At 70.0% G+C, this 13714-nt stretch carries 11 protein-coding genes; 6 read left to right on the top strand and 5 right to left on the bottom strand.

What is annotated here, in order from left to right; genetic code table 11:
- Window positions 1–70: 70 nt before the first annotated feature.
- Both OG798_RS06050 and OG798_RS06045 read right to left on the bottom strand, forming a co-directional pair.
- The gene (locus OG798_RS06050; RefSeq protein ID WP_267060591.1) at window positions 71–271 is read right to left on the bottom strand and encodes a hypothetical protein; all 201 of its coding nucleotides are present in this window, start codon (window positions 269–271) and stop codon (window positions 71–73) included.
- Between the two features lie 122 nt (window positions 272–393).
- Window positions 394–1728, bottom strand: coding sequence for an aminomethyltransferase family protein (locus OG798_RS06045; protein ID WP_121417504.1), 1335 nt, complete (start codon window positions 1726–1728; stop codon window positions 394–396).
- Between the two features lie 267 nt (window positions 1729–1995).
- On the opposite strand from OG798_RS06045, the gene OG798_RS06040 reads away from it, so the two are divergent.
- From OG798_RS06040 to OG798_RS06030, 3 genes are all read left to right on the top strand, one after another.
- A complete protein-coding gene (locus OG798_RS06040; protein WP_267060590.1) occupies window positions 1996–2922 on the top strand; it encodes a LacI family DNA-binding transcriptional regulator in 927 nt (308 codons plus the stop codon).
- A gap of 147 nt (window positions 2923–3069) precedes the next feature.
- Entirely contained in the window at window positions 3070–4035 is a 966-nt protein-coding gene (locus OG798_RS06035; protein WP_267060589.1) for an LLM class F420-dependent oxidoreductase, read from the top strand.
- A 75-nt stretch (window positions 4036–4110) separates the two neighbouring features.
- Window positions 4111–4545, top strand: coding sequence for a hypothetical protein (locus OG798_RS06030; protein WP_095856728.1), 435 nt, complete (start codon window positions 4111–4113; stop codon window positions 4543–4545).
- Between the two features lie 34 nt (window positions 4546–4579).
- On the opposite strand, the gene OG798_RS06025 is transcribed toward OG798_RS06030, so the two are convergent.
- Both OG798_RS06025 and OG798_RS06020 read right to left on the bottom strand, forming a co-directional pair.
- Window positions 4580–4948 (bottom strand): low affinity iron permease family protein, encoded by a 369-nt coding sequence (locus tag OG798_RS06025; protein ID WP_328756480.1) that lies wholly within the window; start codon window positions 4946–4948, stop codon window positions 4580–4582.
- 259 nt (window positions 4949–5207) lie between these two features.
- Window positions 5208–5381: a CsbD family protein gene (locus OG798_RS06020; RefSeq protein ID WP_257017403.1), complete on the bottom strand. Its 174-nt coding sequence runs from the start codon at window positions 5379–5381 to the stop codon at window positions 5208–5210.
- 686 nt (window positions 5382–6067) lie between these two features.
- Here OG798_RS06020 and OG798_RS06015 point away from each other — a divergent pair.
- Together OG798_RS06015 and OG798_RS06010 are read left to right on the top strand one after the other, a co-directional pair.
- A complete protein-coding gene (locus tag OG798_RS06015; RefSeq protein WP_095856730.1) occupies window positions 6068–7348 on the top strand; it encodes an MFS transporter in 1281 nt (426 codons plus the stop codon).
- A gap of 158 nt (window positions 7349–7506) precedes the next feature.
- Entirely contained in the window at window positions 7507–8922 is a 1416-nt protein-coding gene (locus OG798_RS06010) for a cytochrome P450 (protein WP_328756479.1), read from the top strand.
- On the opposite strand, the gene OG798_RS06005 is transcribed toward OG798_RS06010, so the two are convergent.
- Window positions 8889–9806, bottom strand: coding sequence for a hypothetical protein (locus tag OG798_RS06005; RefSeq protein ID WP_328756478.1), 918 nt, complete (start codon window positions 9804–9806; stop codon window positions 8889–8891). The genes OG798_RS06010 and OG798_RS06005 overlap by 34 nt on opposite strands.
- A gap of 747 nt (window positions 9807–10553) precedes the next feature.
- Between OG798_RS06005 and OG798_RS06000 the strand changes: the two genes are divergently transcribed.
- On the top strand, window positions 10554–13688 hold the full coding sequence (locus OG798_RS06000; RefSeq protein WP_267060585.1) for a Tn3 family transposase: 3135 nt from the start codon (window positions 10554–10556) through the stop codon (window positions 13686–13688).
- Window positions 13689–13714: the final 26 nt, after the last annotated feature.

Raw genomic sequence — 13714 nt, 5'->3', positions numbered from 1 at the left:
GGTGGATCACGCCCATACGTACACTAGATCGATCTAGTGACGAAGCGTAACAGGTGTCTGCTAAATCGATCTAGCAATAGGGCGGGAGCATGCGACGAGCGGCATCGCGTGGGCGCTGCGCGTGGGCTCGTCCCGGATCGTCGTACTTGACGGGCCGTGAACTCGACGGCAGCGGCGGCAGCGTGACCGACGGGTTCACCGTGCACATGGCCCCGCAGATCGGCCATCTCGCCGAGCGCGCCCGCGCCCGCACCGCCATGGTGCTGCTCATGCCGCCGTCGTGCGCCGAAGCGCCCGCGTGTTCCGAAGCCGAAGCGCCCTCCGGATCGCGGAGGCGACCGCCGACGGGGCCACCCGGTCCCGCAACTCGGCCCGGTGTCGACGCCGCTGACGTCAGGCGTCGCGCCGGTACAGCGTCCGTGCGTGCTGGTTGAAGGGCGCGGGCTGGACCGTAGCGCGGATGCGGGGGAATCCGAGGTCCGCGTTTGGGGCCGTCCCCGGTCCGGGGTGCTCGCCCCACACCACCGACACCTCGGTGCCCGGCTCGGCGTACCGCTGGTCGATCAGGGTCAGCGACAGGACGGTGCCCACCGGATCGATGCTCGCGCTCTGGCAGGTGATGCCGACGAGCCCGGAGCGCGACTCCACCCGGTGCCGGGAGTAGCTGAGCACGAATCCGGGGTCGTCTCCGAGGGCCTTGCGCACGTCGTCGGCGTCGAAGACCAGCGTGACCTTCTTGCGCAGGACCTCGTCCTTGGCCTTGCGCAGGGCGTCGCGGCCGATGAAGTCGTGGTTGAACGAGATCATCTTGCCGTAGCCGAGTTCGTACGGGGAGCAGTAGTAGTCCTCGATGTTCTCCGAGAAGAAGCTGCCGCCCAGGGGTCGTTGGCCCTCGATGCCGTACAGGGCGATGTGCCTGCGGTACGCGAGCAGCTCCGGGTCGCTGTAGATCCCGGGTACCGGCGACGGCACCCAGCCGCTCTCCACGCTGGGTGTGGCGTACGCGAGCGCGCCCACCTGGACCAGCCCGAAGGGCTCACCCGCCCGTAGCAGTGCCTCCCGCACCGCCTCGGCGTGCTCCCACGCGCCGATGAACTCGTAACCGGCCTGCCCCGCCATGCCGTGGCGCAGGGCGCGGAAGTCCCTTCCGTCCAGGGTGACGGGGGAGGAGTGGAAGAACTTGGTCGGCGGCAGCGGGCCCCCGAACGCGCGCTCCACGAGCTCGCTCGCCAGCGGTCCCTGGATCTGGTAGCGGAACAGCTTCGGGTCACCGCTCTTGCGGAACGCCGACGACGGGTCGGTGACGTAGGTGACGTCGTAGCCGCCCTGCTCCCCGTGGTACCGCACCCAGTGCTGGGCGGTGGGGATGCCGCTGAGGGTGTACGTGTTCTCCGCGTCGCGGGACAGGATGCCGTCCGTGACGATGTTCCCGTCCCGGGTCACGGGTATGTACTGCTTGGCCTGACCCACGGCGAAGTTCTCGAAGTTGTTCGCACCCAGGTCCGCGAGCAGACGGGTGGCGTCGGGTCCCTCGATGAACATGTCGTACATGTGGTGCGAGAGGTTGAGAAGCGCGACGCCCTCGTGCCACGCGGCCTGTTCCTCGCGCCAGCCGGCGTACTCGCGCGCGACGACCTCGGGGGTCCAGGGCGCCCCGTTCGGCTTCCACAGCAGCTTGACGGGCGAACCGGCCCGGTCGATGCCGTCCTGAAGACTGGGGGATGCCATACGGCTCCTCTCATCACCGTCTGCCCGGGCGACTCGCCCCATCGAACCGGTAGTGCCGCAGCTCTGCGCTAGATCGTTCTAGTTTTGTGGGCAGACGTGTCCGCTAAATCGATCTAGCGGGACCGTAACAGAGCGAATCCGGCGTTGGCGAGAGTCGTGCAATGATCTTTCGGAACGAACGTGGTCCGGCTGGATTAGGCTGCGCTGCAGGGCAGGAGTCGACGCCGGCGTCGATGGCGGCGCGGTACGACGACCGGGAGTGCGGTGATGGCTGGTTCGGGGCGGGTGACGTTGAACGACGTCGCCGCGGCGAGCGGCGTCTCGCGGGCGACCGTGAGTTTCGTGCTCAACGACGATCCGAACCAGACGATCTCGCCGGCCACCCAGGAGCGCGTACGGCAGGCCGCCCGCGATCTCGGCTACGTGCCGCACGGCATCGCGCGGGCGCTGCGCGAGGGTTCCTCCCGCATCGTCGTCCTCGACATCGACTGGGGGCTGGAGGGCAACTACTCGCGCAGTTACATCCGGGGCCTCGACGACGAACTCGCCGCGCACGACCATGTGCTGCTCGTCCGGCACGGTCATGGCGCGCCGCACTCGACGCAGCAGGTCCTCGACACGATCACCCCGCGCGCCGTGCTCCGGTTCGCCGAGGCCTATCTGAGCGGCCACGAGCCCGACGCCGAGGACTGGAAGAACGGCTTCGCCGGGCATGCGGCCCTGCAGATCCGCTACCTCGCCGAGCGCGGCCACACGGACATCGCCATGGCGCTGCCGGACAGTGACTCGCCGCTGACCGAGGTGCGTCTGCGCTTCGTCCATGAGACCGCGGACGTGCTGGGACTGCCGGCGATCACCCCCTTCGTGGTGCCGAGGCCAAGAGCGGCCGGTACCGTGGCCGTTGAGGCGTTCCGCGCGGCGCACGAGTCGGTGACGGCCGTCGCGGCCTTCGACGACGACGTCGCCCTGCGGACCCTGACCGCCCTGCACGACCTCGGTCTCACCGTGCCCGACGACATCGCCGTGGTCGGCTTCGACGACACCGAGTACGGCGCCCTGATCACCCCCGCACTCACCACCGTCCACATCGACGCCGAAGCCCACGGGCGACTGGCCGCACGCGCCGCCCTCGGGCTCGACACGGGCGGCATCACCCGGTCCCCGGGACGGGTGCTCGTCCGCGACTCGGCCTGACCCGGCCTGCTCCCCAGAGGGCCGTGACCTCCGTGGCGTGGGGGAACTCGGCGCCGGTGAGGCGGCGCCCCCTCCGGCCGGCACCGACTCCCCACCTGCGGCAGCGGTCGGATGTTTCGGATCATGGCTACGGGTAATGCGGAGGATATGGTGCAAATCGGCTACACGATGATGACCGAGCAGGCCGGCCCCCGCGACCTCGTAGAACACGTGGTCGAGGCGGAGCGGGCCGGTTTCGACTTCTCCGTCACGTCCGATCACTACTTCCCCTGGCTGGAGTCGCAGGGGCACGCCCCCTACGCGTGGAGCGTGCTCGGCGCCGCCGCCCAGGCGACGGCGCGGATACCGCTCATGACGTACGTGACCTGCCCGACGACCCGCTATCACCCCGCCGTCGTCGCGCAGAAGGCGGCGACGCTGCAACTGCTCTCGGAGGGCCGGTTCCGGCTCGGGCTCGGCTCAGGCGAGAATCTCAACGAGCATGTGGTGGGCGGCGGTTGGCCCTCCCCGCAGATCCGTCTGGAGATGCTCGAAGAAGCCGTGGAGATCATCCGCGAGCTCTTCGGGGGCGGCGACGTGCGTCACCGGGGCACGCACTTCGAGGTGGCGAACGCCCGGCTGTGGGACCTGCCGGACGAACCGCCTCCGATCGGGGTGGCCGTATCCGGCAAGCGGTCCTGTTCCCTGGCCGGCCGACTCGCGGACCTCGTCATCGCCACCGAGCCCGAGCCGGAACTCATCGAGGCCTTCGACCGAAGTGGCGGCCGGGGCAAACCTCGCGTCGGCCAGCTGCCCGTCTGCTACGACCCGGACCGGGAGGCCGCGGTGGCCCGCGCGCACGAACAGTTCCGCTGGGCCCTCGGCGGCTGGCCCGTCAACGCCGAACTGCCGGGCCCCTCGGGCTTCGAGGGCGCCACCCGGTACGTCACCCCGGAGGACACCGCGGGAGCCATCCCGTGCGGCGACGACGTCGACACCTTCATGGAGGCGGTCCGGTCCTACGTGGAGGCGGGCTTCACCGAGGTCGCCCTGGTGCAGGTGGGTGGCGACCAGCAACTCCCGTTCATCGCCTGGGCCGAGAAGACACTGCTGCCCGCCCTGCGCGAACTCTGACGACAACGCGACCCGCACACGGTTCGGCTCCGCTCCGTCGGCGCCGCGCCCGACCAGGAGACGTGAGAGGACACCATGAACAGCACGGCGCACCACACCGACACCGCGCACAACACCTCGTCATCCCCCGACCCGGCCGATCGGTCGGCCTCTTCCCCTGAGCTGGTGCAGGTCGTCCTGGACGCCTGCTCCGTCGCGGACGCGGACACCGTGTTGCGCGTCCTGGGTACACGCTTCGCCGAGGAGAGCGGTGACGACATGCCACGGCACGACAGCACCGCGCGGTCCGACACCTGGACCGGAGCCTTCCTCGTCGGGCGGGACGTGCGCGACGCCGCGCTGCCGTCCGACCTTTCCCTGGACGGTTCCGTCGCCGTGGAACTCCAAGGCGGTCCCGTGGCGGTGGACCGGCTGCGGCAGACCCTCACGTCCGCCTTCGGCGTCCAGGTGTCCGGGTCCGCCTCCGGCGACCAGGAGATCGATCTACGGCTTCGGCTGACGCACGCGTAGACCCGCCCGGGGAACGAGTCGCCCCCTCGGACCCTCAGATCTCCTCCTCCATCCGGATCACGTTCCTGAGGTTCTCGTACGCCCTTCCGGGTTCACCTTCCTGCGCTTCGAGCAGAGCGGCGGCGATGGCGTCCAACTTGCGCTGGATCGCTCGCTCGGCCCGGAGTTCCGAATTCTTGAGCAGCGCGAGGAGCAGCAGCGTCACCGCCGTCATGGAGTCTCCGGCGAGCAGGAGCCACTCCGTCGCGATTCCGGCGATGTGCACGGCGACAGTGAAGGAGACCAGCGCGAGACAGAAGACGAAGAAGACCGGTGAACTGGTCACCGTCGACACCGACTCCGCGAATCGTTCGAACCTGCCGCGTCCGGCACCGCCGCGGTCGGCGGGATGCTGAAGAGTCATGGTCCTGCGCGCCCTCCGTTGCGGTGTTCCGGCCCGGCCCGGGCGGAGCTTCCGGCGTGTCGCGCGGACCCTCCTCGGTGGCGTGGTCACGCATGCCACCGAGACGAAGGGGCCTCGTCGGCATCGATCCCGGCACCGTCACATCAGCCCGGAGGGACGACGCCGAGGACGGCGCCCCGGGGCGCCGAAGGCCCTGCCCGGGGCGCCGAAGGCCCTGCCCGGGGCGCCGACCGTGTCCGGGACGCCCGGGCCGTCGTCCTCAGTGCTTGGTCCGGTGGCGGATCTGGCCCGCGGCCCTTTCGGTCATCTCCTGGGCCTTTCCGCGCAGCTGTTCGCCGCGGCCCGCCCTCTGCATGGACTTGTTGCCCAGGGCCTTGCCAAGGGTCTCCCTCATCTTGCCCCTGAGCTGCTTCGTTCTGGCATTGCCCTTCATCATCACAGTCGCCTTCCTCGAGGCCGCCGACGAGTGGAGCGCGGCGACATGCCCTTCTTCACCGTGTGGCCAGGAGGTGGACACCGCAAACCGGCATACGCGATTTCACCGTGCGAGCCACGAACACGGACCCGGGCGTCCCCCACTTGACGCCACGGATCCCACGGACCGACGGGTCCGTTCCGCGCGCCGTCCCGTGCGACGGTCCGGCGGGATCCGGCGCACCTCTTGCACGGCCCTGCTGTTGCTGATGTCATATTCAGTCGCAGGTCGGTGACTTTGGCTGATTACGCTTTCGGGTGATCCGAAAGTTTCGGCTACCTTGTGGCTGCACAGATGTTGATGCCTAAACAAGGCCTGTGTCGATGCCCTTCCCCGGTCTCGGTCGTGTCGATTCATCCCGCATGCCCGTTTCCCGACTTGCCCTCGTTCCGAGCGGAGTTCGTGTGACCCGACATCGCGTCATGGCATGGACGAGCAGTCCTCTCTCCACCGGTCCCGGTGGCGAGGCGGTCCGCACCACCCCGTAGGTGCCGCCGGTTTCGAACGGACCGCCGCCGGGGCGTCACGCCGTGGACGGCGGGTGGCTCTCCGGCTCGATGAATGTCGTGCACCTGCCCGCCTGAGGGTCCTTCGAGCCCGCCGGGCGTTCCCCATCACAGCTGAGTGAAAGCCCCCCAAACTCCGTGACCATTCAACTGTACGAGGGCCGACCGGCCGGTCGGCATGCCGCCGTACCTCCCGGCAGCCTGCTCCGCCGGGTCTACGCACCGCGGGCCTTCGACGCACTCGCCTTCTCCATGTCGACGTACGCCATGCCCCTCCTGGTGCTGGCCACGACCGAATCCGCCTCGCTGACCGGACTGGCCTTCGCGCTGGAATGGATACCGCGGGTGGCGGCCTTCGGCCTCGCCGGTGACCTGGTCGACCGGCGTGGAGCCGCCATCGTGTTCTTCCTCGCCTCCTCGGCGCGCGCGGTCCTCGTGGCCGGCGGGAGCGTCGCGCTGACGATGCTGAAACAGGGGACGGCGCAGACACTCGTCGTGATGGCGCTGGCCGCCGCGACGGGCACCCTGACGCAGTTCAGCTTCATCGCCAACGAAGCCGTGGGCGCGATCGTGAGCCGCCGCGCGGACACCCAGGCACACAAGGTTCAGGCCGTCCTGATCGGCATCGACCAGACGGCGACGCTCACCGGACCCGCGCTCGGCGGCGTCCTGCTGCTGGCGGGGCCGACCCATATGCTCGCCGTTCTGAGCGTGCTGTCGTGCCTGGCGGCGGCCCTCGCCCTGCAGACCCCGCCGACCCCCCTGCGCGGCTCCCAGCCCGGCACCACACAGCGGGGAGCGGGCCTCAAGACGGGCTGGCGGACGCTGCGTTCGCTGCCCGCGCTCGGCTGGCTGGTGGGCGGCCTGACCGTCTCCAACCTCGCGCTCGGACTGCTCCAGTCCGCCAGCCCGATCATCGTCGTCGAGCGCTTCGGTCTGTCCCCGGCGGCCGTCGGCACCCTCTGGTCGGCAGCCGCGGCCTCCACACTCCTGACGGTCACCGTCTGCCGTTTCGCGCTCAACCGGCTGGGCCTGTGGGGAGTCGGCGTGGTGTGCTCCACCGTCGCGTCAGCGGCCTGTCTCGCCCTGGCCCACGCGCCCACGTACACCGCGTACGTCGTCCTCATGGCGCTGTTCATGGCGGGCGACGGCGGCCTGACCGTCGTCCTGCGCACGCTGCGCTCCCTGCTCATCCCGGCCGCGGTCTTCGGCAGCACCCTCTCCCTGACCATCCTGCTTCTGCTGCTGCCCTTCCCGCTCGCGGGCATCGTGGTCGCCCTCACCTCACCGTGGGCCCTCGACTACGTCATCGCGGTGTGCGCCGCGCTGCAGGCCGTCGCCCTCGGTCTCGCCTTCCTGCGTCTGCGCACCGACCCGGTCCTGCGCACTCCGGGCAAACCAGCGCAGGTCACGGCCTGAACCACTGCCTGAGCCAACGGGCGCCCCGCGGCGGCCCGTTCGTGCGGCCTGGGGTAGGGTCTGGCACCGGTCCGTAGCCACTGAAGGGCTACGAACCGGTGGCGGGGAGCGTCGAAGGGCTGCGAACGGTGGAATCCCACATGGGGGACGGCGGATCCATGGAAGTGGACGACACGCGGTTGGAGGCGATCACCGCGCAGCCGCTGCTGACCCGGGACTACGAGACGCGCCCCGCACTCGTCTACGAGCGGCTGAGGCAACGGCACGGCCCGGTCGCGCCGGTCGATCTGCTGGGCGTACCGGCGTGGTTGGTGCTGGGGTACCGCGAGTCGCTTCAGGTCCTCCAGGACGACGACGCGTGGCCCAAGGGGCTGGAGAACTGGCGGGCCCGGTCGGAGGGCAGGGTTCCCGCCGACTGGCCGCTGGGACCCTCCCTGGAGGTGAACCATGTGCTGATCCAGGGCGGTCCCGGCTACCAGCCGCTGCGGACGGCGTGGGACGCGGCGCTCAAGCCCTTCCAGGATCCGCGCCATCCGCAGACCAAGCGGCTGAAAGCGGCCGTCACCGCCCATGCCGACGAGCTGATCACCCTGTTGGGACAGGGCGGCGGCACGGGCGTGGCCGACCTGTCCGCGCAGTTCGCGCGACCGCTGCCGCTGATGGTGGCAAGCCATCTGCTCGGTTTCCCCGGCTCGCAGGGCGACGACGCGCTGATGGACATGTGGCGGGTCCTCGACGCGGGGCCGGACGCGGAACCCGCCCTGGAACGCCTGCTGGAGACCCTGGTGGAGCTGGCGGCGGCCAAGCGGACGCGGCCGGGCGACGACTTCCCCTCCTACCTGCTGGCCGCTTACCCCGACCTCTCCCTCGACGCGCTCGCCCGTGAGCTGTTCATGCTGCTCGGCATGACGTCCGACCACGTCGGCATCCTGATCTCCAACACCGTGGTCGAGGTCATCGCGGGGGAGGGCAGCGCACGGGCGAGTCTGTCCGCCGGGATGGTCAGGGAGACCATGAACCGGGTCGTCATGCGCAAACCGCCGCTGGTGAACTTCGTACCGAGATTCGCGGCCAAGGACACTCCGCTCGGCAACTACACGATCCGCGAGGGCGATCCGGTCTGGGTGTCCTCCGCCGCCGCGCACGCCGATCCCGTCTTCGCCGACCACGCGGTGGCCAGCACGGCGATCAGCAGCCGGGCGCACCTCGCGTGGGGCGCGGGCCGACGTCAGTGCCCGGCACGCGAGCTGGCGTCCACGGTCGCGGCGGCGGGGGTGAGCCGCTTGTTCGAGCGCTTCTCCCACCTGGAACTCGCGCTCCCGGTGGACCAACTGCCCTGGCGCTCCTCCCCGTTCATGCGCGGCCTGCGATCGCTGCCCGTACGCTACGAACTCGCCTCGCCGGTCGCCCCGTTGGCGCCGGAAGGGCAGGTACGCGCCGCGGGCCCGGAGTCCGACACCTCCGATACCTCCGACACCCAAGACGTGTCCGGGACGGTGGAGGCGGACCAGGCCGTCCAGCGCCGCTCGTCGCTCTGGCGCTACCTGACGGGCCTGATCCGGACGGGCCGTTGAGCCGCCGCCACCCGCACCGCCCCCGCCGTCCTTGAGCGTCTCGTTGTCGGGCCTGACCGAGACCCACGCGAGATGCGTATCAACGGTCTGGACCAGCCCGTGGCGCCGACGGCCGTCGACATCGCCGGGGAACCCGGCATCGGCAAGAGCCGGTTGCTGGGGGAGACATGCGCGCGGGCGCGGCAGGCCGGGTTCACCGTGCTGAGCGGAACTCCCTGTTGCGCGCCGCTCTCTTGGTGAAGCGCTCCGGACAGGGCCCCCGCGCCGCCGTGATGGGGCACCGGGCCCAGCGGATCGCCGCGCGCGCCGGCCTTGCCGTGCTGTTCGGCTTCGGTGCGTCCGGCGAGGTAGGCCGCGGCGGCGCGTGCGGGTTGGCCTTGGAGCCAGTACAGGTCGCCCATCACGCGTTGGTGGCGGCCTTCCCAGCCGAGATTCTGAGCGGCGGCGAGGGCGGTGGGGAAGTCGCCGGCCAGGCGTGCGGCGTGGGCCATGCTGCGGCGGGCTGCGGGGGCGAGGCGGCCGCCCTGGTCGGCAACCTGCTGGTAGTCGCGGCGGGACTGGGCGGCTCGGCCGGTGTCGCGCAGGGCCTTGGCCCCGTAGTAGAGCACCATCTCCTGCAGGTCGGCGGGCAGCAGGTCGGCGTCGAGGACGGCGGTGAGTCGGCTGACGGTGCGAGCGCGGTGCTCGTACTGGCGGCGGGTGAGGGTGCTGAGGAGTTCCACGAGGGCGCCGGCGGGCGTGCCGGGCGCCGGGGCACCGGGGGCGGGTGGGGTGACCGGCTCCCAGACGGAATCGCCGACGTAGGTCCAAGCGGCGTCGGTGAGCCAGTCGAGGTCGAGGTTGTAGTCCCGGGCGATGGCGAGGCCCTGGCGCAGGCAGCCCACGAGGAGCCGGCGGTCGCGGCTGTTGCCGGCGGCCCACTGCTGGCCCAGCGCGGTGCGGGTCCGCTGGGCGGCCTGATGCCAGTCACGCGGAGACCAGCGGTCGTCGGCGTGATCGTCGGCGTCCCGGAAGGCGGAGGGGATCAGCCCATGCAGGTAGTAGGGCCACAGGCCGAAGAGGTCCTGCCGGACGAAAGGGCGTTCGATCAGGCGCAGTGCCGGCGCCTCGAGGGTCAGGCCTGGCGGCTTGTGCGGCGAGCGGCAGGTCGAAGGCGTCGAGCAAGGACACAGAGCGCAGTACGTGCCGCCCGGGCGCGGTGAGGTCCTAGAGGGTGCGGGCGATCAGGGCGGGGAAGTCGTGGTCGAAGTCGGCCGGGGCGGGGTTGCGGCCGGTGCGGCGATCGAGGAACCGCATCACCGACAGGTCGAGGTAGAGCGGCAGGCCGTGGGAGCGGCCGGTGATGAACTGGCGGATCTCCTCGCTGATAAGCGGTTCGCCGTCGCGGGTGAGCCGGCGGGCGAGGTGGTCGTCACAGTCCTTGGGGGAGAAGTCGCCTATACCGACTCTCGATGTGTGCGGTTGGACTCTGAACTGAGGCGATGCGTCGCGTAGATCGGCCTTGGGAACCAGCGGAACAGCCAGTAACGCTAAGCACTTGATCTTGGGCTTCTAGCACAGGTGATCGGTGCCGTGCGGGGGTTCGGCGGAAGGTCCCTGATCGCTGGTGGGGGATGGCTACGGTCCGCCGCATGCCGGTGGAATTTCTGACTGATGAGCAGGCTGAGGCGTATGGGAAGTTCGCCGAGGAGCCGACGAAGCCCGAGCTGGAGCGGTTCTTCTTCCTTGATGACGAGGACCTGAAGCTGATCGCGAAGCGGCGCGGCGACCACAACCGTCTCGGCTTCGCGCTTCAGATGTGCACGGTGCGGTACATCGGGCTGTTCCTGGAGGACCCCCTCGCGGTGCCGTGGCCGGTCGTCGAGCATCTGGCCGAGCAGCTGGGGATCGGGGATGTCTCCCAGATCAAGCGGTATACCGAGCGCAGGCCGACGCCGTACGAGCACGCGTGGGAGATACGTGACGCGTACGGCTATCACCAGTATGAGGACCACGACCAGGGCCGGAAGTTCCGGGCCTTCCTGCACGGCCGGGCGTGGACGGCGCACGCGGAGGGGCCGAAGGCTTTGTTCGATCACGCGGTGGGCTGGCTGCGCCGCAACCGGGTGCTGCTGCCAGGAGTGAGCGTGCTGGCCCGGCAGGTCGCCGAGGTCCGCGGCGTCGCGGACAAGCGGCTGCACGCCACGGTCGCCAGGGCGGCCCGGCGGGCGGACCCGGCTCTGCCCGGCGACCTGGTTGCCACGCTGAAGACGCCGGAGGGCAAACGGCATTCGGAGCTGGAGCGGATGCGCCGACCGCCGACGCGGACCACCGGCACCGCGATGAAGGCCGCGTTGCAGCGGGTCGAGGACATCGCCGCCTTCCAGCTGGGCCGTCTCAGGCTGGAGCAGGTTCCGCCGAACCGGCTGTCCGCGCTGGCCCGGTACGGGCTGGGCACCAAGGCGCCGAAGCTGGAGCGGACCCCGGAGCCCAGGCGCACGGCGATGCTCACCGCGGTGATGCGCCACTTGGAGGCGAAGGCGATCGACGACGCGCTGGACCTTTTCGAGATCCTGATGGCCACCCGGCTGATCAGCTCCGCGAGGCGGTCCACGGACAAGCAGCGCCTGTCCACGCTTCCGCAGTTGGAGAAGGCGGCACGGATCACCGCCCGGGTCTCGAAGGTGATCACCGAGGAGCTGGAGCTCATCGAGGGGAGCGGCTGCGATGTCGACGTGGCCGCGCTGTGGCGGGCCTTGGAAGAGGTCGCGCCCCGGGCCGCGCTCTCCAGCGCGGCGGCCACGGTGGTGAGCCTGGTGCCGGAGGACGACGGCACGGCGGAGACCGCGCTGCGTGGGGCGCTGGCGCTGCGCTACAACACCGTCAGGCCGTTCCTGTCGCTGCTGGGTGAGTCGAAGGCGCTGGACGCGGCGCCCGCCGGCAGACGGATCCTCACTGGGGTGCAGCGGCTCCCGGCTCTCTCCCGGCGGAAGGTGGGCGAGAAGCCGCTGCTGCCGCGCGAGGTCGACGACAAGCTGGTGCCGGCGCACTGGCGCAAGGCCGTGTACGCGAACGCGGAGCTGCCGCAGGGGGCGGTGGACCGTGATGCGTACGTGGTGTGTGTGCTGGAGCAGCTGTTCGGCGCGCTGAGGCGCCGCGACATCTTCGCCTCGCCCTCGCACCGCTGGTCCGACCCGCGAGCCCGGCTGCTTCAGGGCAAGGGGTGGGAGGCGGTGCGTGAGGACGTCCTGGCGGGCCTGAGCCTGGCCGAGGACGCCGAACAGCACCTTCGGGAACTGGTCGCCGTGCTGGACGCGACGTGGAAGCAGATGGCCGAGCGCCTTCAGGAGGCGGGCTCCGACGCGAAGATCAGTATCGAGGTGCAGCCAAACGGCCGGGCGAAGCTGAACGTGGAGAAGCTCCATGCGCTGGGTGAGCCGAAGTCGCTGAAGTGGCTGCGCGAGCGTGTCGAGAAGATGCTTCCGAAGATCGACCTGCCGGACCTGTTGTTCGAGGTGTACTCATGGACCGGGTTCCTGGACGCTTTCGTGCATCTGGGCGACGGCAGAACCCGGATGAAGGACCTGACCACCTCGGTCGTCGCCCTGCTGGTGAGCGAGGCGTGCAACATCGGGATGACTCCGGTCATCAACCCCAACCACGAGGCTCTGACCCGCTCCCGGCTGGTCCACGTCGACCAGTACTATCTGCGCGCCGACACCATCGCCGCGGCGAACGCGGCCCTGATTGCCGCCCAGGCCCAGGTGCCCATCGTCGAGCACTGGGGAAAGGGGCTGCTGGCCTCCGTCGACGGCCTGCGGTTCGTCGTCCCCGTCCGCACCATCAACGCGGCCCCCTCACCCAAGTACTTCGCGAAGAAGACCGGCATCACATGGTTGAACGCCATCAACGACCAGGTCATCGGCATCGGGCAGATGGTGGTGCCCGGCACCCCGCGTGACTCCCTGTTCATCCTGGACGCCTTGTTGAACCTGGACGGCGGAGTGAAGCCGGAGATGGTCGCCACCGACAACGCCTCCTACTCCGACATGGTCTTCGGCATCTTCAAGCTGCTCGGCTACCGCTTCTCCCCGCGCTTCAAGGACCTTCAAGACCAGAGGTTCTGGAAGGCCCAGATGCCCGGCGCCGAGACGGCCGGCGGGTACGGGCCGCTGGAGGCGATCGCGCGGAACAAGGTGAACGTGAAGAAGGTGATCACGCACTGGCCGGACATGCTGCGGGTCGCCGGCTCCCTGGTCACCAACCAGGTCCGCGCCTACGACCTGCTGAGGATGTTCGGCAGAGAGGGGCATCCCGCCCCGCTGGGGCAGGCGTTCGCCGAGTACGGGCGCATCGCCAAAACCCTGCACCTGCTCGCCGTCGTCGACCCGGTCGACGACACCTACCGCCGCCAGATGCACAAACAGCTCACCGTCCAGGAATCCCGCCACAAGCTCGCCCGCGACATCTGCCACGGCAAGAAGGGCACCATCCACCAGGCGTACCGGGACGGGATGGAGGACCAGCTCGGGGCGCTGGGGCTCGTGCTGAACGCCGTGGTCCTGTGGACGACGCGCTACATCGACGCCGCCGTCGCCCAGCTCCGCGCGGAGGGCCACGAGATCCGCGACGAGGACGTCGCCCGGCTCTCCCCGCTCAAGCACAAGAATCTGAACGTCCTGGGCCGGTACAACTTCACCGCCTCCCAGCCGGTGAAGGGGCTGCGGCCCCTGCGCTACCCGGATGCCATCGACCTCGACGATGACGACGACGGCCAGGAGGAGTGAGCGCCGCATCCGCCGTCCGGGGCGGG

The organism is Streptomyces sp. NBC_00271 (assembly GCF_036178845.1).
Lineage (GTDB): Bacteria > Actinomycetota > Actinomycetes > Streptomycetales > Streptomycetaceae > Streptomyces.
The sequence above is the reverse complement of the archived record's forward strand: the minus strand, read 5'-3'. Positions and strand labels throughout refer to the sequence as shown.